The 19785-nt window shown below is 58.7% G+C and carries 17 protein-coding genes; 11 read left to right on the top strand and 6 right to left on the bottom strand.

What is annotated here, in order from left to right:
- Nucleotides 1-152 precede the first annotated feature (152 nt).
- Both hutC and L904_RS17185 read right to left on the bottom strand, forming a co-directional pair.
- The gene (gene hutC, locus L904_RS17190; protein ID WP_020809634.1) at nucleotides 153-878 is read right to left on the bottom strand and encodes a histidine utilization repressor; all 726 of its coding nucleotides are present in this window, start codon (nucleotides 876-878) and stop codon (nucleotides 153-155) included.
- A gap of 51 nt (nucleotides 879-929) precedes the next feature.
- Nucleotides 930-2276 carry a formimidoylglutamate deiminase gene (locus L904_RS17185; protein WP_020809633.1) on the bottom strand — a complete coding sequence of 449 codons (1347 nt, stop codon included), beginning with the start codon at nucleotides 2274-2276 and terminating at the stop codon, nucleotides 930-932.
- Nucleotides 2277-2390: 114 nt separating this feature from the next.
- On the opposite strand from L904_RS17185, the gene hutI reads away from it, so the two are divergent.
- From hutI to L904_RS17155, 5 genes are all read left to right on the top strand, one after another.
- A complete protein-coding gene (gene hutI, locus L904_RS17180; RefSeq protein ID WP_020809632.1) occupies nucleotides 2391-3650 on the top strand; it encodes an imidazolonepropionase in 1260 nt (419 codons plus the stop codon).
- The gene (gene hutH / locus L904_RS17175; protein WP_020809631.1) at nucleotides 3647-5191 is read left to right on the top strand and encodes a histidine ammonia-lyase; all 1545 of its coding nucleotides are present in this window, start codon (nucleotides 3647-3649) and stop codon (nucleotides 5189-5191) included. The genes hutI and hutH overlap by 4 nt, the downstream gene beginning before the upstream one ends.
- Nucleotides 5192-5401: 210 nt before the next feature.
- A complete protein-coding gene (gene hutG, locus L904_RS17165) occupies nucleotides 5402-6205 on the top strand; it encodes an N-formylglutamate deformylase (protein WP_020809630.1) in 804 nt (267 codons plus the stop codon).
- 11 nt (nucleotides 6206-6216) lie between these two features.
- The gene (gene hutU, locus L904_RS17160; protein WP_020809629.1) at nucleotides 6217-7890 is read left to right on the top strand and encodes a urocanate hydratase; all 1674 of its coding nucleotides are present in this window, start codon (nucleotides 6217-6219) and stop codon (nucleotides 7888-7890) included.
- 63 nt (nucleotides 7891-7953) lie between these two features.
- Entirely contained in the window at nucleotides 7954-8523 is a 570-nt protein-coding gene (locus L904_RS17155; RefSeq protein ID WP_020809628.1) for a HutD family protein, read from the top strand.
- A 57-nt stretch (nucleotides 8524-8580) separates the two neighbouring features.
- On the opposite strand, the gene L904_RS17150 is transcribed toward L904_RS17155, so the two are convergent.
- The 4 genes from L904_RS17150 to L904_RS17135 form a co-directional block, all read right to left on the bottom strand.
- Complete coding sequence (locus L904_RS17150; protein WP_020809627.1) at nucleotides 8581-10059, bottom strand: M81 family metallopeptidase; 1479 nt, start codon at nucleotides 10057-10059, stop codon at nucleotides 8581-8583.
- 71 nt (nucleotides 10060-10130) lie between these two features.
- Nucleotides 10131-11219 carry a D-TA family PLP-dependent enzyme gene (locus L904_RS17145; RefSeq protein ID WP_031233684.1) on the bottom strand — a complete coding sequence of 363 codons (1089 nt, stop codon included), beginning with the start codon at nucleotides 11217-11219 and terminating at the stop codon, nucleotides 10131-10133.
- A gap of 31 nt (nucleotides 11220-11250) precedes the next feature.
- Nucleotides 11251-11646: a RidA family protein gene (locus L904_RS17140; protein WP_020809625.1), complete on the bottom strand. Its 396-nt coding sequence runs from the start codon at nucleotides 11644-11646 to the stop codon at nucleotides 11251-11253.
- 362 nt (nucleotides 11647-12008) lie between these two features.
- Entirely contained in the window at nucleotides 12009-13394 is a 1386-nt protein-coding gene (locus L904_RS17135; protein WP_020809624.1) for an FAD/NAD(P)-binding protein, read from the bottom strand.
- Between the two features lie 434 nt (nucleotides 13395-13828).
- Between L904_RS17135 and repA the strand changes: the two genes are divergently transcribed.
- The 6 genes from repA to L904_RS17105 all read left to right on the top strand — a co-directional run bounded on the left by repA (nucleotide 13829) and on the right by L904_RS17105 (nucleotide 19783).
- Nucleotides 13829-15043, top strand: coding sequence for a plasmid partitioning protein RepA (gene repA, locus L904_RS17130; protein ID WP_026363408.1), 1215 nt, complete (start codon nucleotides 13829-13831; stop codon nucleotides 15041-15043).
- Nucleotides 15040-16053, top strand: coding sequence for a plasmid partitioning protein RepB (repB, locus tag L904_RS17125; protein WP_035260553.1), 1014 nt, complete (start codon nucleotides 15040-15042; stop codon nucleotides 16051-16053). The genes repA and repB overlap by 4 nt, the downstream gene beginning before the upstream one ends.
- Nucleotides 16054-16238: 185 nt before the next feature.
- Nucleotides 16239-17516, top strand: a complete 1278-nt coding sequence (gene repC, locus L904_RS17120) for a plasmid replication protein RepC (RefSeq protein WP_080707229.1) — start codon at nucleotides 16239-16241, stop codon at nucleotides 17514-17516.
- 456 nt (nucleotides 17517-17972) lie between these two features.
- The gene (locus L904_RS17115; protein WP_035260560.1) at nucleotides 17973-18185 is read left to right on the top strand and encodes a hypothetical protein; all 213 of its coding nucleotides are present in this window, start codon (nucleotides 17973-17975) and stop codon (nucleotides 18183-18185) included.
- Nucleotides 18186-18252: 67 nt separating this feature from the next.
- Nucleotides 18253-18537, top strand: coding sequence for a hypothetical protein (locus tag L904_RS17110; protein ID WP_035260558.1), 285 nt, complete (start codon nucleotides 18253-18255; stop codon nucleotides 18535-18537).
- Nucleotides 18538-18583: 46 nt separating this feature from the next.
- Complete coding sequence (locus tag L904_RS17105; RefSeq protein WP_035260549.1) at nucleotides 18584-19783, top strand: low temperature requirement protein A; 1200 nt, start codon at nucleotides 18584-18586, stop codon at nucleotides 19781-19783.
- Nucleotides 19784-19785 lie beyond the last annotated feature (2 nt).

Here is a 19785-nt window from a genome sequence, read left to right as displayed (position 1 = left end):
GATAGGTAACTGATTGTAAAAGGGAATTTGAAAATTATCGTATAGATTAACGACTTTTAACGGTTTTCCCGTCCGTGACTGCCAAGCTTGATGGGCCTTCCCCTATATAGGGCCTTAGTATCGCAATAACAGGGGCGAAGGCCTTGCGGATATCAGTCGGAAGACGGGCTGAAGCGGGCGACCAGCGCATGCGCATTGCCGGGATAGGTGAAGCGTACATAGGTGACAGCGCCCGAATTGCTCCAGGTGCGGCGCTCCACCACAAGACACGCCTGCCTGTCGGAAATGCCGAGCAGGCGCACGATCTCTTTCGACGGTGTTTCGGCGCTGATCCGGTGTTCGGCAGTGCTCCAGGGAACATGGCCGAGCAGCCAGGGGCCTGGCGCAATTTCGGTAAAGTCGGTTTCAGCCGCTTCCGGCACGGCCGTCAGATTGATGAGGCGCTGTTCGACACAGAACTCGCGCGCACTGGCAAAATGGATGCAGAGAATGTCGAGCAAGGGTGTCCCGACGGAAACGTCGAGCCGCTCACGATCCGCGCTTTTCGCGCTGCGCCTTTCGCGCTCCAGGATTTTGAAGCCATAGTCGAGGCCAAGGGATTCGACTTCGGCCCCGATATCGTGAATTTGAAGAACGGCGGACTGGATCTGCGGCTGGCGAACGAAACTGCCGGATTTCTTGCGGCGTTCGATCAAACCAGCCTTGGCGAGCTGGCCCATGACCTTGTTCACGGTCATGCGCGAACAATGATATTGATCGGCGAGGTCGACCTCGAAAGGCAACCGATGACCCGGCGGCCATTCTCCCGAAACGATCCGCCCCTCGATCTCACTGAGGATACGCTGGTGCAGGGTCTGCCCGGCTGCTGCTTTCGTCACGTCCGCAATGCCTTTCCCCGCTGGCTTTTTCCTGTTTCCGCCGAGCCCATATCAGCTATCGAGAAGTTCAGCCATGACCTTGTTGAAACGATCGGATATTTCGCGGCGATGGATATGCCGGCCGGCCTGCACGCGCTTTTTGCCGCGCACCCAAACGGAATCGACAGAAACGCCGCCCGCGAATATCCACTGATCGAGAATCTGGGATATCGGAAGATAAGAAACGGCCGAAACACCAAGAGCGACGAAATCGGCGCTTTTTCCACTTTCCAGACCGTTTCGCGACGCCAGAGCCCTGCCGCCGCCTTCGAGCGCCTGCCGGAAGAGTTTTTCTCCCGTGGAATGGCCGGCATCGGCGATGACATTGCGTGCCCGATGCGAGAGACGTTGCGAATATTCGAGCGTTCGCAATTCTTCCGGCACGGAAATCAGAATGTTGGAATCGGATCCGACGCCATAGTGGCCGTTTTCAGCGAGAAAAGCCGGAGCCGGGAAGATGCCGTCGCCGAGATTGGCTTCCGTGATCGGGCAGAGACCGGCAACAGCGCCGCTTTTTGCCATGCCGCGCGTTTCGGTTTCCGTCATGTGTGTCGCATGGATAAGGCACCAGCGGCCATCGACCGGCGCGTTTTCAAGCAGCCATTCCACCGGCCTCGCACCGGAAAAGGCGAGCGAATCTTCCACTTCTTTCGTCTGTTCCGCCACATGAATATGGATCGGCCCGCCTTTTGCCAGCGGCTCGATGGCTGCCAGCTCGTCGCCGGTCACCGCGCGCAGGCTGTGCGGCGCTATGCCGAGGGTGGCGCCCGGCAGCCTGTCCACCACGGCCTGCGCGCCCTGCATCAGCTTTCCGTAACTGTCGAGCGAATGGATGAAGCGCTTCTGCCCGTCGATTGGCGCCTGGCCGCCGAAACCGGAATGGGCGTAAAAGACCGGCAGCAATGTGAGGCCGATGCCCGTCTGCGAGGCGGCCGCGCCGATACGTTCGGCCATTTCGGCGATATTGCCGTAATGCGAGCCATCCCTGTCATTATGCAGATAGTGAAATTCTCCAACCCGCCCGAAACCAGCCTCGAGCATTTCCATATAAAGCTGGGCAGCAACGGCCTCGACATGGTCAGGCGTCATGGAGAGTGCGAATTTATACATGACGGTGCGCCAGCTCCAGAAACTGTCATCGCCGGGACCACGGATTTCGGCAAGCCCGGCCATGGCGCGCTGAAAGGCGTGGCTGTGAAGATTGGGCATGGCCGGGACGATGACGGCGTGTCGCTCATCCTGCGGTTGCGGGGAAACGCCGGTTTCCACGGATAAGATGACGCCGCCATCGCAGACGATGCGAACATCCTTCGCCCATCCATCCGCCAGAAGCGCTGCGCCCGCGTGAATTGCCGTCATGCCACCCTCTCCTTTGGTTCTGTCCGGCAAGGCCATTTCAAACACGAAATTGCAGCTTGCCAAGCCGATTATTATGTATATACATTTAACTCACAAAGGAAAGGCGAAAAGCAAATGCCAGGGAACAAATCTGCAAACGGAACGGCGACGGGGAACGCCACGGCTTTGTGGCGCAACGCCCGGCTGGCAACCTTCAATCCCGCCATGGAAGGCATCGGCACCGTCGAAAACGCCGTCATTGCCGTGCGTAACGGCCGCATCGCCTTTACCGGCCCTGAAAGCGATCTGCCCGCCGATCTGGCAGCGGCCGATGAGACCAACGATTGCGGCGGCCGCTGGATCACCCCTGCCCTGATCGACTGCCACACCCATCTTGTCTTCGGCGGCAACCGCGCCATGGAATTCGAGATGCGGCTGAATGGGGCGACCTATGAAGAGATCGCCAAAGCGGGCGGCGGCATTGTTTCTTCGGTGCGCGACACGCGCGCGCTTTCGGAAGATGCTCTGGTGGCGCAGGCTTTGCCGCGTCTCGACACGCTTCTTTCCGAAGGCGTTTCCACGGTTGAAATCAAATCCGGTTACGGTCTCGATATTGAAACCGAGCTGAAAATGCTGCGCGTCGCCCGCAGGCTCGAGACATTGCGGCCGGTGCGCATCATCACCAGCTATCTCGCCGCGCATGCGACACCTGCAGATTATAAGGGGCGCAACGCTGATTATATTGGCGATGTCGTTCTGCCGGGGCTGGCAAAAGCCCATGTGGAAGGGCTGGCGGATGCGGTTGACGGTTTTTGCGAAGGCATCGCCTTTTCCGTCGAGGAGATCGACCGCGTTTTCAAGGCTGCAAAACAGTATGGCCTTCCGGTCAAACTGCATGCCGAGCAGCTTTCCAACCTTGGCGGTTCCGAGCTTGCGGCATCCTATAACGCCCTTTCGGCCGATCATCTGGAATATCTTGATGAGGCCGGTGCGACGGCGCTGGCGAAAGCAGGAACCGTGGCCGTGCTTCTTCCCGGCGCCTTCTACGCGCTCAGGGAAAAACAACTGCCGCCGGTGCAGGCCCTGCGCGATGCCGGAGCCGACATTGCGCTGGCAACGGACTGCAACCCCGGCACTTCGCCGCTCACCTCCCTGCTGCTGACCATGAATATGGGCGCAACGCTTTTCCGCATGACCGTGGAAGAGTGCCTGACGGCGACGACACGCAACGCGGCAAAGGCGCTCGGCCTGCTTAGCGAAACCGGCACGCTGGAGGCTGGAAAATCCGCTGATTTCGCCATCTGGGACATCGAGCGTCCGGCAGAACTCGTCTACCGCATCGGTTTCAATCCGCTCCACGCCCGCATTTTTAAGGGACAGAAGGTTTGCCAATGACCATGAAGACCATCACGCTTCACCCCGGCAATGTGACCTTAGCCGATCTCGCCGAGATATACTGGGAGAACGGCAGCGCCAAACTCGACCGCAGCTTCGATAAAGGCATTGAAAAGGCGGCGGCCCGCATCGCCGAGATCGCTGCCGGCAATGCGCCGGTCTATGGCATCAATACCGGTTTCGGCAAGCTCGCTTCCATCAAGATCGACGCGGCGGATGTGGCGACGCTGCAGCGCAATCTCATCCTGTCGCATTGCTGCGGGGTCGGCGCACCGCTTCCTGAAAATGTCGTGCGGCTGATCATGGCGCTGAAGCTGGTTTCGCTCGGTCGCGGCGCATCCGGCGTGCGGCTGCAGCTTGTGCGGCTGATCGAAGCCATGCTGGAGAAGGGCGTCATCCCCGTCATTCCCGAAAAGGGTTCGGTTGGGGCTTCCGGCGATCTCGCGCCGCTTGCCCATATGGCGGCGGTGATGATGGGCGAAGGCGAGGCCTTTTATGCGGGCGCGCTTCTGCCGGCCGGCGAAGCGCTTGCGAAAGCCGGACTGACCCCGGTGGTGCTTGCCGCCAAGGAGGGGCTGGCGCTGATCAACGGCACGCAGACTTCGACGGCGCTGGCGCTCGCCGGTCTTTTCCGCGCCCATCGCGCGGCGCAGGCGGCGCTGATTACCGGTGCGCTTTCCACAGATGCCGCCATGGGGTCTTCCGCACCTTTCCATCCCGATATTCACAGCCTGCGCGGCCATAAGGGCCAGATCGACGCGGGAGCGGCGCTTCGTAATCTGCTGGAAGGTTCGGAAATCCGCGTCAGCCATATCGAGGGCGATGAGCGGGTGCAGGATCCCTATTGCATTCGTTGCCAGCCGCAGGTGGATGGCGCCTGCCTCGATCTTCTGCGGCAGGTGGCCCGCACGCTGGAAATCGAAGCCAATGCCGTGACCGACAATCCGCTGGTGCTTTCAGACAATTCCGTCGTCTCCGGCGGCAATTTCCACGCCGAACCGGTGGCCTTTGCCGCCGACCAGACGGCGCTCGCCATTTGCGAGATCGGCGCAATCGCCCAGCGCCGCGTGGCGCTGCTGGTCGATCCGGCCCTCTCCTATGGTCTGCCGGCCTTTCTTTCCAAAAAGCCCGGGCTGAATTCCGGCCTGATGATCGCCGAAGTCACCTCCGCCGCGCTGATGAGCGAGAACAAGCAGATGGCGCATCCAGCCTCGGTGGATTCCACACCGACCTCCGCCAATCAGGAAGACCATGTCTCCATGGCCTGCCATGGCGCGCGCCGCCTGCTGCCGATGACGGACAATCTTTTCGCCATTCTCGGCATCGAGGCGCTTTCGGCCGTACAGGGCGTGGAACTGCGTGGGCCGTTGAAAACCAGCCCCGAACTGCAAAAGGTAATCGCGGCATTGCGCGCGGCGGTCCCTTCGCTGGAGGAAGACCGCTATATGGCGCCGGACCTGAAGGCTGCGTCGGAATTGATTGCCTCCGGCGCGCTGGTCGCGGCAATTTCAGACGGCATTCTGCCGAAGCTGGAGGTTTGAGATGATGAGTACTTTATCCTCCACTGCCATGGGGTTACCCCCCTCTGCCCTGCCGGGCATCTCCCCCTCAAGGGGGGAGATCAGATGCCGCACCCGCTCGTTCCCAGATATTGTGGCGCAAGGTATTCGCCGCTTGCCGATCTCCCCCCTTGAGGGGGAGATGCCCGGCAGGGCAGAGGGGGGTAACCCCACGGCAGAAGAGGCCGATCGATGAACAGACCCTTCACGCTTCACCAGGGCGCCTCGCCCATCATCCTCGGACTACCTCACACCGGCACGGATGTTCCGGCTGAGATTTGGGATCGTCTCAACGATAACGGCAAGATTCTCGCCGATACGGACTGGCATATCCATGAGCTCTATGCCGGCCTTCTTGAGAATGCGACAACCGTAAGGGCGACCTTCCACCGTTATGTGATCGACGCCAACCGCGACCCGGCCGGGGTCAGCCTTTATCCGGGCCAGAACACAACCGGGCTTGTTCCGGAGACCGATTTCGACGGCGAGCCGATCTGGAATGAAGGACAGGAACCCGCAGCGGACGATATTGCGTACCGTCTGGAAAACTTCCACGCGCCCTATCACGCGGCCCTTGCGGCGGAAATCGAGCGGGTCAAATCCATCCACGGCATCGCCATTCTCTATGATTGCCATTCTATCCGTTCGCATATTCCCTTCCTGTTCGAAGGCAAGCTGCCGGATTTCAACATCGGCACGGATATGGGCAAGACCTGCGATCCGGCCATCGAAAAAATCGCCGTCGAGGTGACCGCCGCAGCGGAGGGTTACGACAGCATTCTGAACAGTCGTTTCAAGGGCGGCTGGACGACGCGCCATTACGGAAAACCGCAGAGCGACGTGCACGCCATTCAGATGGAGCTGGCGCAATCCACCCATCTTCAAAGCGAGACGCCGCCTTTTGCCTATGACACGGGCAAGGCCGAACGGCTTCGCTCCCATCTCAAAACCATTCTCACGCGCATGGAAAAATTTGCGCTCGACACGAAACGATAAGGGGAAAACACATGAACAATCCACGCCACAATATTCGCGATGTCCGCTCGCCGCAGGGCACTGACCTCAATGCCAAAAGCTGGATGACGGAAGCGCCGCTGCGCATGCTGATGAACAATCTCGACCCTGACGTGGCCGAGCGCCCGCATGAGCTGGTGGTTTATGGCGGTATCGGCCGCGCCGCCCGCACCTGGGACGATTTCGACCGTATCGTCGCGACGCTGAAGGATCTGAACGAGGATGAAACCCTCATCGTGCAGTCTGGCAAGCCGGTCGGCGTGTTCCGCACCCACAAGGACGCGCCGCGCGTGCTGATCGCCAATTCCAACCTCGTGCCGCACTGGGCGAACTGGGATCATTTCAACGAGCTGGATAAGAAGGGCCTTGCCATGTACGGCCAGATGACGGCCGGTTCGTGGATCTATATCGGCACGCAGGGTATCGTACAGGGCACCTATGAAACCTTTGTCGAGGCCGGCCGCCAGCATTATGACGGCAACCTGAAGGGCAAGTGGATTCTCACCGGCGGTCTCGGCGGCATGGGCGGCGCACAGCCGCTCGCCGCCGTCATGGCCGGCGCCTGCTGCCTCGCCGTCGAATGCGATGAAACCCGCGTCGATTTCCGCCTGCGCACCCGTTATGTCGATGCGAAGGCGCATACGCTCGATGAGGCGCTGGCGCTGATCGACCAATGGACCAAGGCGGGCGAGGCGAAATCCGTCGGCCTGATCGGCAATGCGGCGGAAATCTTCCCGGAACTCGTCCGTCGCGGCGTTCGTCCCGATATCGTTACTGACCAGACCTCGGCGCACGATCCCGTCCATGGTTACCTTCCGGCCGGATGGACCGTTGCCGAATGGCGCGCCAAGCAGGAAAGCGACCCGAAGGCCGTTGCGGCTGCCGCTCGCGCCTCCATGAAGGTGCATGTGCAGGCCATGGTCGATTTCTGGAACGCCGGCGTTCCGACGCTCGATTACGGCAATAATATCCGCCAGGTCGCCAAGGATGAGGGCCTGGAAAACGCCTTCGCCTTTCCGGGCTTCGTACCGGCCTATATCCGCCCGCTATTTTGCCGCGGCATCGGTCCGTTCCGCTGGGCGGCCCTTTCCGGCGATCCGGAAGACATCTACAAGACCGACGCCAAGGTGAAGGAACTGCTGCCTGACAACAAGCACCTGCATAACTGGCTGGACATGGCGCGCGAGCGCATCGCGTTCCAGGGCCTGCCGGCGCGTATTTGCTGGGTCGGCCTTGGCGACCGCCACCGTCTCGGCCTCGCCTTCAACGAAATGGTCAGGAACGGTGAGCTGAAGGCGCCGATCGTCATCGGACGCGACCATCTGGATTCCGGCTCCGTCGCCTCGCCCAACCGCGAGACCGAGGCCATGAAGGATGGCTCGGACGCCGTTTCCGACTGGCCGCTTCTCAATGCGCTGCTCAACACCGCATCCGGCGCGACCTGGGTGTCGTTGCACCACGGCGGCGGCGTCGGCATGGGCTTCTCGCAGCATTCCGGCATGGTCATCTGCGCCGATGGCACCGACGATGCCGCTCGCCGGCTGGAACGCGTGCTATGGAATGACCCGGCAACCGGCGTCATGCGCCATGCCGATGCCGGTTACGACATCGCCGTGGAATGCGCAAAGGAACAGGGCCTGCGCCTGCCCGGCATTCTCGGCAATTGATCCTCTTTCGGCCGGAAAGAGAAACACCTCTTTCCGGCCGATCCCTCTCAAAAGTGGAAAACCATGACCCTGCTGCGCGCAAGCGACTACAAGCGAATGCCCTGGAAAAACGGCGGCGGCGAGACGGTGGAAATCGCCATCTTTCCACCCGCGTCTTCCGTCGAGAATTTCGACTGGCGCATCAGCATGGCGACGGTGGCGAGCGACGGGCCGTTTTCGATCTTCCCCGGCATAGACCGCACCCTCTCTATTCTTGAGGGAAACGGCATGGCGCTGGCAATTGCGGCGGGCGATCCGCTGTTGCTGACAATGGAAAGCCCACCCCTGCCCTTTCCGGCCGATGTTCCCGTGAATGCGACCCTGCCCGATGGCGCGATCACCGATTTGAACGTCATGACCCGCCGCTCGCGCTTTCGTCATGTCGTTAAAAGGCATTCCGGCCCGTTTTCGGGAAAAGCCGCCGGAAACACGACGCTTGTGCTGGCACTCGACCCGCTGACGATTTTAACCGGTGAAGGCAAGGACCGATTGGGGAAGCTGGACGGTCTGCTGATCGAAGGCGGTTTACCGTTCACCGTCGAAGGAGATCGAAGCGAAAGCACGTTTTTCCTGATCACCCTCGAGCGTCTCTGAAGCCTCCGGAAAAGGCTTCACAAGTTCCGTCCAGATAATGCTCAAACCGCTTCCGCCTCAGTCCAGGCCCAGCGGATCGGCCACCCGTGGCCAAAGCTCAAGGCTCGCCTTGCGATAGGGCGTTTTCGCCGGATCGGTCGGATAAGACGTCGGGGCCGCGATATAAACGATCTCGGAGGCGACCGGCGCAAACCCCGCATGGAAATGGTTGGTGGACTTGACCAGCAGCACGTCTTTTTTTGCGAAATCGACGCCGAGATTGGAAAAGATATCCGGCTCATAAGTTTGCGTACGGCTGGTGATGAGGATGATATCGATCTGCGTACCGAGCGGCCGAACGACAGCGGCGCGGCCGAGCGTTACGCGGCTGTTGCGGAAACTCTGCCAGCCGGCCTCGGCCGTGCGCATCACCTTTATGCGGAAATCGAGCGGCTCGCCGCCTTCCGGGCTGGATTTGCCGCCGATGCGCAGATCGATCTCGGCCCCCTCGCCCGCCGCGTGACAGAAAGACACCGCAATCGGGTCCCAGATCGTCGCGACGGCGATGTTGTCCATGCCGCGCTCCACCATGCGCCGCAGAATATGGGTGGCGTCACCGGCGACACCGCCGCCCGGATTGTCCCAGATATCCGATACGACGACCGGCCTGTCTGGATTGTTGCTGCGAATGGCAAGAACCTGGTCGAGACCGGATTCCGTATCGAGCATCGGCATGGCGGTCAGCTTGCGCATGGCGTAAAGCTCATGGCCGAGCTTTTCGGCCAACGCATCGCCCTTTGCCCTGTCATTATCGGTCACGACAACGATGCGCGTTCCCATATCCGGCACATCGCCCGCCATGAAACCGTGAATGACGGAAATCGACAGGATGCCATCCTTACCTTCCATCGCCTTCAGCCGGTCGACGTAAGAGCGCATCGGCTCGCGGCTGGTGGGATAAATGGTGATCATGCGGCAATCGAAAGTGGAGATGACTGGCTTGATCTCCCCCCGAAGCGTGCGCAGCGCCATTTCCACCACATGCTCGCCGCGCTCTTCGAAGTCCGTATGCGGAAACTCCAGAAACGTCGCCATAATATCGAGATTTTTGACCCGAAGCGCAGTCAGATGGCTGTGCGGATCGAATTCCGCCGCGACCAGTACATCCGGTCCAACCAACGCGCGGACGCGTGACAGGAAATCCCCCTCCGGATCGTCATAACCCTGCGCCACCATCGCGCCGTGCAGACCGAGCACCACGGCATCGACCGGCAGGGCGGCACTGAGTTCGGCAAGAATGGTGTCCCGCAGCGTTTCATAGGTCTGGCGCTGGATGAGGCCCGCCGGTTCCGCCCAACAGGAAGTTCCCTCTATTACCGTGAACCCTTCCGCCTTACCGCGACGGCGCAAGATCGGCACTGGCGACGAGCAGAGCGTCGGCGTTTCGGGATGCTCCCCCGGCCCGGCATAAAAAGCCGCGCGAAAGGCGTCCATATCCGTCGGGACGGGTGAAAACGTGTTGGTTTCGGTGGCGAGTGACGCCGTGAAGATGCGCATGTCTCTAGATTCTCGTTACCGCAGTCTGCCCTTCGGCAGCTTTATTTCAGAATTTAATTAGCCGGGTAATTTTACCAGACCGTACCGCGCGCCGCGACCTGCTCAACCCGCGTTACAACGCCGTTTCGATGGAAAACCATCCTGTCGAAAAGATTGCTGACGACGCAGGTGTGGTTCGGAACGACCTTGACCACATCGCCGATTTCAGGCCGGCCCGAGGCGCAGCCGGATAGATCGACAACGGCGTGTTCTTCCGAAAGCGAGATGATTTTCGCACCTTCGTAGCCTTCGAGCAGCCCGTAATCGCTGAAACCCAGAAGATCCGAGGTTAGGGCCTTGGAACCGCAATCCAGCACAGCCCGATCGGCTGTCGGTCGCGATACGACGGTGGCAAGAACATGCATGGCGAGATCGCCCGCCGTGCAATGTCCGGCGCGCAGCATCGCGCGATCATTATAGACATAGGTGCCGGCCCGATGTTCGGTGGCGGAAGGAACGAGATGCGCGGCGTAAAAATCCGGAGAACCGCCGCTGGATCGCACCGGGCAATCCATGCCCTTTGCCGCCAGCAATGCCATGGTCTCGCGAAGGAAGTTTTCCACCGTCGCGGCTCCGCCCGGTGCCGGATAGGTCAAAATGCCCTTGAATGTGAGGCCCGGTGCCGCCGCGATCTTTTCCGCAAGCGCCAGCGCCGCTTCCGGCGTCTGCACACCGCAGCGCTTGCCGCCCGTGTCGCATTCGACCAGTACGGCAAGCGGCCTCGCCGCATCGAATGTATCGGCAAGACCGGCAATCGTGACCGCGCTATCGGCAACCACGCTCAACCGACCGATGCGCGCATTCAGCGCTTTCAGCCGCGACAGCTTTGCTGCACCGAGAATATTATAGGTGATCAGAATGTCGTCGAAACCGGCATCCGCAAAAACCTCCGCCTCACTGACTTTCTGGCAATTAATGCCGATAGCGCCGGCCTGAAGCTGCTGCTTTGCGACAGCGGGTATCTTGTGCGTCTTGATATGCGGCCGAAAGGCCTTGCCGTGATCATTCAGATAGGATTGCGCCCTGAGGATATTGGCGGCGAGCCTGTCCTCGTCGATGACAGGCATCGGCGTCGAAATCGCATTGAGGGGTGTGCCCGCATCAGGCCAGGGATAGGTCATCATCTACTCTCAAACATCGGCAAATTGGGCTTCAGGCCAGCGGCTTATAGGCGATAACGTCCATTTCCACCTTGGCATCGACCATCAACGGAGATTGCACGGTGGAGCGTGCCGGCGGATGATCGATGAAATATTTCTGGAAGACAGCGTTGAAGCTCGAAAAATCCCGGGCATCGTCCAGCCAGACATTGACCTTGACCACATCCGCAAGCGTACAATCGGCAAGCGCCAGAACATCCTTGATATTCGCAACCACCTGCTCGGTCTGCGCCACGATTCCGCAGGTCACCACCTCGCCATCGACGGTCGGCACCTGCCCGGACACATAAACGAAATCGCCGGCCCGGACGGCCTTGGCAAATGGTCGCCGCTGTCCACCAGCCTGATTGTCCGCCGCCTCATAACGTATCATTTTCGGCTTTTGCATGAATCCTCGCAAATTATTTTCATAATTTCAGAAATTTTCGCGATTTGTAGCCGATTTCATGGCGCATTTCCATAAGCAATGTAAATTATTTAGCAATCGCACACATTACGTGCGAAATCCGCCGCCATGCTTACCGCTGATGATTATTGGGAAATGTACGGCTTATGGTCGGCATATGCCATGATTCACGGAGGAACAGCACGCTTATCATGCGGTTCCCGTCGGCATTCGCGCTGCATTCCACTCGCCAAATTCGGCATCCATGGAATTTCCAGCACATTATTCAGAGAACAAGTTTGCCGCGGCTAACCTCTTAGGAGAGGTACTGTACACGTCTCGCTTCGGCCGGTCCTTCAACCAGCTCACCCCCGTGCGGAAACCCGATCGCTCGCTGTCACTCTGCCCGTGATCTCTTGCGCGATCTTCTGCGCCTGCACGCGAATATCCGGAACAGCGGTAATTTCCCAGAAGCGGCCCGCCGTCAGCGCACCGGCGGCGAAAAGACCGGGCCAGCTTCGTCCGTCCGTCCGAAGCAAACGGGACTGGCCATCGACTTCCACCCCGAGCCCGAAGGGATCGAGTAAAATAACGCCATCGCCGCGCATCGTTTCAAGAAGCCGCGAATGGCCGATGCCGGCCCGCTCCATCCCCGTACAATTGACGACCCAATCGACCTGCAGTTCCTTCAATATCTGCGTATGCCTGCGGCGGTAACGCACGGCGATCCCCTCCTCTCCTTCTTCTATGGAACGAAGGTAACCCGCATGAATTTCAAGAACACCATCTGAAAGCAACTTCCCGAAAGCACCAGACACTTCAGGCGCGATACGGTGCCGATGGATGTTCCACCACGGCAAGGCATGCCGAAGAAACCGGCTGCGTTGCGCAGGTGTAAGACGTTGCCAAAGCGACTGAGTTTGCGGCCGCAAACCATCCATGACGGTGCGCCACGGCGCCCCATCGCGCACCTGCCTGCGCAGAGAGTGCAGCAACCGGCTAATCTCCATCGAGTCTTCAGGTAAATTCGGCTCCACGGGCGATGACGGCGGGCTGACATGCGGATGCGGCACCAGACCACGACGGGACAGGACATGGATTGGCCCTTGATGTCCTTTTCCCCTCAGAGTCAAAACCTGATCGATCATCGTCAGGCCCGACCCCAGAATACAGATGCGATCCCCGGCTTTAATTTTGGACAACCATCCCGGCTGCCAGCAGTGGCCAATGATACGTTGCGGGCCCTCTTCTTCCTTTGCGACAGTTTGCACCGGCAAACTCGCAGCGCCAACACCCAGACACAGAACGACATTCTGCGCGCGCAGCTGCTCACCATTTTCCAGTGTAAAAGAAAATCCGCCTGCACCATCCGGCCGACAGGCCGAAGCCTTGGCCCGAACGAAGTCTACTCGGGCCCGTTGCTCCCTGCTTCTAAGCAGGCCGGCCAGTCTGTCGCGAAGATAAAGACCATAGTCACCGCGCGAGGCGAACAGCAGGGGATTGTCCGCGATCCCGTTTTCCGCCAACCAGTCGACAAAGTCATCAGGCCTGTCAGGGAAGACACTCATTCGCCCGGCCGGCACATTCAGACGATGATAAGGCAGTTCCGTACGATAGGCGGTGCCGCGCCCAAAATCCGACTCATCGCCGACGATAGCGATAGAGGCTTCCGCCGGCAGGGACGATAAAAGATGGGCGGCGGTACAGATGGCCGAAAAACCCGACCCGACGAGAGCGACATCATAGGACATTCATTCCTCCAACCTGCGACAGCTTGAACAGCCAGACGACGGGTGTCGAACCCAACGATACTCTAGTCAACGAGTAGAGATTAAACAGATGCGAATGTCTACCCTTCACTTTCTGGTGCCGGGATTAGCGGAGGCATAGGGGATCAAACCCAAAAGTTAGCCGCGGCAAACTTCCGCACAGGGCGGATATTCGGGGCACCAAAAGACGCGACAACGCCCTTCATTATGATCGACAACGAGAAGTTAGCCGCGGCTAACCGTCAAACCGTCACAAAAAGCAAATGTGATTCTTCCACAATGCTTTAGCGGCACTTTTCAACCTGAGAAAAAAGCCTATTGCGCCAAAAAGAGAATCGGCGCTTATATCTCAGTTGCGGAAAAAACCGCCTTTTTCGAAAAAAACCGCTACTGCAATTTCGAGCGAAAGAAGACCGATGACACAGAGTGCCGACTTAAGACGTGCCGCAGGAGCACCCGACCTGACGAGTCTTATACAACAGCATTCGGCTGCGTTGTCAGCCCAATTGCAGGCTCATAATGCAAATACATTTTCCCCGCACACCGAAAAGAGCATGCGCCATTTTTCGCCGGCGGAAACAGCACGGTTGATCGGCATCGGCGAAGCCTATCTTCGCCAGATCGCCGCCGAGCGTCCGGAGCTCGACGCGGCGCAGGCTTCCGGTCGTCGTTCCTATTCCGTCGAGGATATGGACGAAATCAGAAAATTCCTCGATCAGGGCGCGCGTGGCACACGCCGCTATCTGCCGCATCGCCGTGACGGCGAAGAGTTGCAGGTCATCGCGGTCATGAACTTCAAGGGCGGCTCGGGAAAAACCACGACATCGGCGCATCTGGCGCAATATCTGGCGCTGCGCGGTTACCGGGTACTTGCCATCGATCTCGATCCGCAGGCCAGTCTGTCCGCTCTTTTCGGTCATCAGCCGGAGATCGATGTCGGTCCGAATGAAACGCTTTATGGCGCGATCCGTTACGACGATGAACGCCGGCCGATCGCCGAGATCGTTCGTGGCACCTATATTCCCAATCTCCATATCGTTCCGGGCAATCTGGAGCTTATGGAATTCGAACACGACACGCCCCGCGCCCTGATGCGTCGCGCGCCGGGCGATACGTTGTTTTTTGCCCGCATCGGCCAGGCGATAGCCCAGGCGCAGAACTTTTATGACGTTGTGGTGATCGATTGCCCGCCGCAGCTTGGTTACCTGACGCTTTCGGCGCTGACGGCCGCCACATCGGTTCTCGTCACCGTTCATCCGCAAATGCTTGATGTGATGTCGATGAACCAGTTCCTTGCCATGACCGGCGATCTTCTCGCTGAAATCGGCAGGGCGGGAGCGCGTTCCGACTATAACTGGATGCGTTACCTGATCACCCGTTTTGAACCGAGCGATGGACCGCAAAACCAGATGGTCGCGTTCCTGCGCTCAATTTTCGGTGAAAACGTCCTCATCCACCCGATGCTGAAGAGTACGGCCGTCTCGGATGCCGGACTGACCAACCAGACACTTTTCGAAGTGGAAAGAACCCAGTTCACCCGGTCCACCTATGACCGCGCGCTGGAGGCCATGAACAACGTAAACGCTGAAATCGAAGGACTGATTAAAAAAGCGTGGGGTAGGGCAGCATGAGCAGAAAACAGATCTTCGCCAATCTCGGTACGCCGGGCACCGACAGCAACGAGACTGCCACCGAGCGGTCGCGTCCGCGTATCCGGCCTATCCTCGGTTCTCCGGGACTCGTAACGGATGTTCTGAATTCCCCGGTCGGCATGATCGGCCAGTCGCTCAATGAAGTATCGGAACGCGCCAAGCGCGCAGAAGAGATCGAAAAGCAGCTCGCGGAAGGTCTTACGATCGTTTCGCTCAGCCCTGCCGATATCGATCCCTCTTTCATACCGGATCGTATGCCAGCCTCTGAAGAGGCGGATGCTGGCCTGGTAGAGGCCATTCGTGAACAGGGCCAGCAGGTTCCCATTCTGGTGCGCCCGCATCCCGAATTCCCCGGCCGTTATCAGGTCGCCTTCGGCCATCGCCGCCTGCGCGCCGTTTCCAGCCTCGGTATTCCGGTCAAGGCTGTCGTTCGCGATCTCAGCGATGAGCAGCTCGTCGTTGCCCAGGGACAGGAAAACAACGAGCGTCGCGACCTCACCTATATCGAAAAGGCACGTTTTGCCCAGAAACTGCAGATGCGGTTTCCTCGGGATACGATCATGGCCGCCATGTCGCTGCACAAGGGCGATCTCTCCAACATGCTTTCGGTTGTCGGCCGCATTCCCGAAGATCTGGTCGATCTGATTGGCCCGGCTCCGACTGTCGGCCGTCGTAACTGGATGGATCTTGCCGATCAGCTTTCCTCCTCGCAGGTCAAGGAAGCAGCCCGCGCCTATGTCAAGGATGCATCGGTTGCCGCCCTGCCATCGGAAGAACGTTTCAAGTCGCTTCTGGATTTTCTGAAGCCCAAGGCGCAGGCGAAAAAAACCGGCGTCTGGTCATCGCAAACCGGCGGCCGGCTGGCAAAGGTGGTCGAGAGCGACCGCAAGCTGGATATCTCTATCGACAAGAACGAAGCCCCGGAATTTGCCGAGTTCGTTCTCGAACATCTTCAGACGCTGTTTGCCGAATACCGGTCCAAGCAGTGATTTTTAACTCGAACGACTAACAGGAGACGCATCACAAAAGAAAAAAGCCCCCGAACGTTGCCGCGCGGAAGCCTTTCTTTGATTTAAGCACCCGAAGAATCTCATTTCCGCGAATCATAGTCAAGAGTCTTGGCATCGAATTTTTCGGTGAGCGATTTTCTTTTGCCTTGTGAAAGGTGAAAGACATGGACAGCACATGTGTAACGACGCCCTTTGGGCGGCGAGCGATGTCGTTTGGCGTCCTCGCGACCCAGTTCGCCACCCAGAAAAACAAGAAAGTCGAAGCGGTCGATAAATGGAAACTCTATCGTTCGGTCTGCGAAGCCAGGCCATTGCTCGGCGTAACTGATCGCTCGCTTGCGGTCCTGAACGCGCTTTTGAGTTTTTATCCGAAAAACGAGCTTTCCAGCGAAGCCGGATTGGTCGTCTTCCCGTCGAATACGCAATTGTCACTCAGGGCCCATGGCATGGCCGAGCAGACATTGCGCCGGCATCTCTCGGCTCTTGTCGAAGCCGGTCTCATCATTCGCAAGGACAGCCCGAACGGAAAACGATACGCCCGCAAGCATAGGGGAGGGGAAATCAGCGAGGCTTACGGTTTTTCGCTGGCGCCGCTTCTTGCCCGCAAAGCGGAAATCGAGGAACTGGCCGAACGCATCGTCAGCGAGCGGCTCGATCTTCAGCGGCTTCGTGAAAATATCAGCCTTTGCCGCCGCGATATCCAGAAACTCTGCGAGATGATTGCCGCGAGCGGTGAAGTCGAAACCTTCGAAGGGTTTCAGACCCGCTACAATGCCATTGCCGGCTCTCTCGGCCGCAATTCCAAGCCTGCTGAGCTTCGGGAAATCGCCGGATTTTTGGCCTCTTTGCGCGCAGAAGTGACCAACTATCTGGAAAATATTGAAAAATCGGAAAAAATGGGCGGCAATGACTGCCAAAATGAGCGCCTCATAAAGAATTCAGAATCCGAATCCATATCTGAACGGCAAGATTTGCGCGAACCGGTAACCGTTGCACCTGCCAGCACGGCAAGCACCCAGCCGGCATATGTGGCACCCGTCAGTGCAAAAGCTCCACCGCAGTCAGCAAAGCCTGTTCTTCATAAGCAATTTTTTGTTCCTGATATTGTTTTGGTTTTGAAGGCTTGCCCGGATATCTCGCTCTATGCCCCAGGCGGAGCGGTTACCGGATGGCGCGATCTCGAAGTGGCGACATCTGTTATCAAAACCATGTTCAACATCAGCCAGTCGGCGTATCAGGATGCGCTTGTCACATTCGGCCGACAGGGAACGGCAGCCATTCTCGCATGCCTTTTGCAGAAAGCGGACCAGATAAGCTCGCTCGGCGGATATCTGCGTAATCTGACCCGTAAGGCGCAGGAAGGCGGCTTCGATGTGCAGACTATGCTTCTGGCGCAGTTGCGAGGGCGCAAGGACACCATGGAGGCGAACATGCTTTCATGAGTTCACATGGGCCTCGGGAAATGGTCATCGCTTGCGGAAAAAGCAGACGGAAGTTACATTAACGCCGTTTCCGCAAGTAGAAAGAGATTCGCATGAGGCTGCTGTAGCAACAGTGCAGCCGGTGGATTTCTATGGTTAGTGCAAGGTAATGAAAACTAAGTTCTGTTTAGCTTTCGTTTGCGTTTTTCCGTGATTGGTTTCAATCGCTTGAGTCGAGGGTGTTTTTCGTCGAAATTGCGACGAGAAGAGCGGAAAAGCGCAATCTGTATGCGCGGAGCACCTGGCAAAACAGGCGTGTGGTACTGAATAGAAGTGCATGCCCGAGCACCACAGAACCGGGATCCATCGGAAGTGACTGGACGGTGAACTGACGAAACTTTGCGCCGAGGCGACGAAGTTGAACTTTCTGCAAGGTCCTGCGTTTGCGCTTGATTGCTGGAACGGATGGCTGAGCTGATGAATTTTCCGGATGACATGGAACTGGCCGTCGCCCTCTACATGGCGGATAACGCCTTGCCCCGGGAAAGGGCTATCGAAAAGCTCCTGAGGGCGGAACTCGAAAACACTGGCCATCTGCCCGGTGGCGAAGGGCGGCCGCCGGAGATCGTCGGTGGGCAACCGAGCGCGGACTATGTTCAATATAGCTCCTATCTTGATGGGGATAGCTGACGAGCGGCGGAACCAAAGCGGGCGAGGGCTGTTTATGGCGCAGATAATTGTGCCAGGTATGCGTCCCATGTTTCCAAGATCATTTCTTCTCTCAGCCGCACTCGCCGCGATGACGAGCCTGCCGGCAATTGCCCAGCCTCTCGAGGTCAGCACGCTTGCGGTTTCCAGTGCCGACAGCATTCCACTTTCGCCAGAGGCCGCGACCCCGAACTACATTACCGACGTGTCTGGGAAGAAAGTCCGTCTGATTGGGCCGCGCTTTTATCCCGACAGTGCGCGGGCGCTGGAGTTTCCCGGCCGAAGGTCGAACCCGGTTGCATCGGGCAGCGAAGAGGCTTTGTCGCAACGGTGAGGGGGCATGGTGAGAAGACCGGTCGAAATATTGCGGCGGAGGTGGAATGAGAACCGGGGGTGAGCTTCAAGGACGCAAAGCGGATGCGGAAAGCTGGATAAGGCAGGAGGGCCAGGACGCCGGCAAGGCCAGTTTCCCCGAATTATTCTTCGATCTGGTCTTTGTTTTCGCGCTGATCCAGCTCTCCCACGCGCTCGCCAAGGATTTTGGGCCGACGGCGGCGATTGAGGCCGGCATCCTGATATTGTCGCTCTGGTGGCTATGGATACACACCACCTGGATCACAAACCTGCTGAACACGGAAAAGGAGCCGGTCAGGATTCTGCTGTTTGTACTGATGTTCGGCGGCGTTCTGCTGGCCATCGCGCTGCCGGAGGCTTTTGCGGAACAGGGCCTTGTTTTCGCCCTGATCTACAGCGTGATGCAGGTCGGCCGAAGCCTGTTCGCCCTCTATGCGTTCAGGGGTGAAGACCGGCAGTCTTTTCTGGTCTTCGTGCGCGTGACGATCTGGCTCGTGGTATCGAGCCTGTTCTGGCTGGCCGGTGGGCTCGTCGATCTGGCGGATCGCATTCTCCTGTGGGGCATCGCACTTGCAATCGAATATGCCGGCCCCGCCTGCCGTTATGTCGTGCCGGGCGTAGCCTCGAGCGACGAGGACAGGCTGCATCTTTCCGGTGAGCATCTGGCGGAGCGATGTGCGCTTTTCGTCATCATCTGCCTTGGCGAAACGATCCTGACCACGGGACGCACGGCCACCGAATATATGAATTCGGGCCTGACATTCATCGTCTTCTGCTCCGCTTTCGTCAGTACCGTGGCGATGTGGTGGATTTATTTCCATCACGGGCAGGAGGAGGCTTCGAGAAAAGCCGAGAATGCCGAAGAAAAAGCGAAGATCGCCCATAATCTTTTTAACTACGGGCATCTGCCTATCGTGGCCGGTATCATCCTGACGGCGGTGGGTGAGGATTTCAGCCTCTCCCATGCGCGAGAAGGCGCAACGATGCGCGAGGCGCTCGCCATTCTCGGCGGTCCGGTCCTGTTTCTGGCCGGCAATATCGGCGTCAAGATCGCCGTCGCCTATCAGCGACCGGTGTCGCACTTTGCCGGCGTGGCGGCGCTCTGCCTGCTTTTGCCGGTGCCGGGTGTTCCCCTTTTCGTGCTGCAACTGGCGAGCACGGCAATTCTTCTGCTTGTCGCCCTTTGGGAATATCTGGCGCTGAAAAGGGCGGTCGCCAATGCCTGACC

The organism is Agrobacterium sp. LY4 (genome assembly GCF_001526585.1).
In the GTDB taxonomy this organism is placed as follows: domain Bacteria; phylum Pseudomonadota; class Alphaproteobacteria; order Rhizobiales; family Rhizobiaceae; genus Agrobacterium; species Agrobacterium leguminum.
Note: the sequence above shows the minus strand (reverse complement) of the source record. Positions and strands in the feature narration are given on the sequence as shown.

What these genes read in the sequence shown, in the direction of transcription:
- L904_RS17185 (WP_020809633.1), bottom strand. Translation starts at nt 2,276, where the DNA reads ATGACGGCAATTCACGCGGGCGCAGCGCTTCTGGCGGATGGATGGGCG.
- hutI (WP_020809632.1), top strand. Translation starts at nt 2,391, where the DNA reads ATGCCAGGGAACAAATCTGCAAACGGAACGGCGACGGGGAACGCCACG.
- hutH (WP_020809631.1), top strand. Translation starts at nt 3,647, where the DNA reads ATGACCATGAAGACCATCACGCTTCACCCCGGCAATGTGACCTTAGCC.
- hutG (WP_020809630.1), top strand. Translation starts at nt 5,402, where the DNA reads ATGAACAGACCCTTCACGCTTCACCAGGGCGCCTCGCCCATCATCCTC.
- hutU (WP_020809629.1), top strand. Translation starts at nt 6,217, where the DNA reads ATGAACAATCCACGCCACAATATTCGCGATGTCCGCTCGCCGCAGGGC.
- L904_RS17155 (WP_020809628.1), top strand. Translation starts at nt 7,954, where the DNA reads ATGACCCTGCTGCGCGCAAGCGACTACAAGCGAATGCCCTGGAAAAAC.
- L904_RS17150 (WP_020809627.1), bottom strand. Translation starts at nt 10,059, where the DNA reads ATGCGCATCTTCACGGCGTCACTCGCCACCGAAACCAACACGTTTTCA.
- L904_RS17145 (WP_031233684.1), bottom strand. Translation starts at nt 11,219, where the DNA reads ATGACCTATCCCTGGCCTGATGCGGGCACACCCCTCAATGCGATTTCG.
- L904_RS17140 (WP_020809625.1), bottom strand. Translation starts at nt 11,646, where the DNA reads ATGCAAAAGCCGAAAATGATACGTTATGAGGCGGCGGACAATCAGGCT.
- L904_RS17135 (WP_020809624.1), bottom strand. Translation starts at nt 13,394, where the DNA reads ATGTCCTATGATGTCGCTCTCGTCGGGTCGGGTTTTTCGGCCATCTGT.
- repA (WP_026363408.1), top strand. Translation starts at nt 13,829, where the DNA reads ATGACACAGAGTGCCGACTTAAGACGTGCCGCAGGAGCACCCGACCTG.
- repB (WP_035260553.1), top strand. Translation starts at nt 15,040, where the DNA reads ATGAGCAGAAAACAGATCTTCGCCAATCTCGGTACGCCGGGCACCGAC.
- repC (WP_080707229.1), top strand. Translation starts at nt 16,239, where the DNA reads ATGGACAGCACATGTGTAACGACGCCCTTTGGGCGGCGAGCGATGTCG.
- L904_RS17115 (WP_035260560.1), top strand. Translation starts at nt 17,973, where the DNA reads ATGAATTTTCCGGATGACATGGAACTGGCCGTCGCCCTCTACATGGCG.
- L904_RS17110 (WP_035260558.1), top strand. Translation starts at nt 18,253, where the DNA reads ATGTTTCCAAGATCATTTCTTCTCTCAGCCGCACTCGCCGCGATGACG.
- L904_RS17105 (WP_035260549.1), top strand. Translation starts at nt 18,584, where the DNA reads ATGAGAACCGGGGGTGAGCTTCAAGGACGCAAAGCGGATGCGGAAAGC.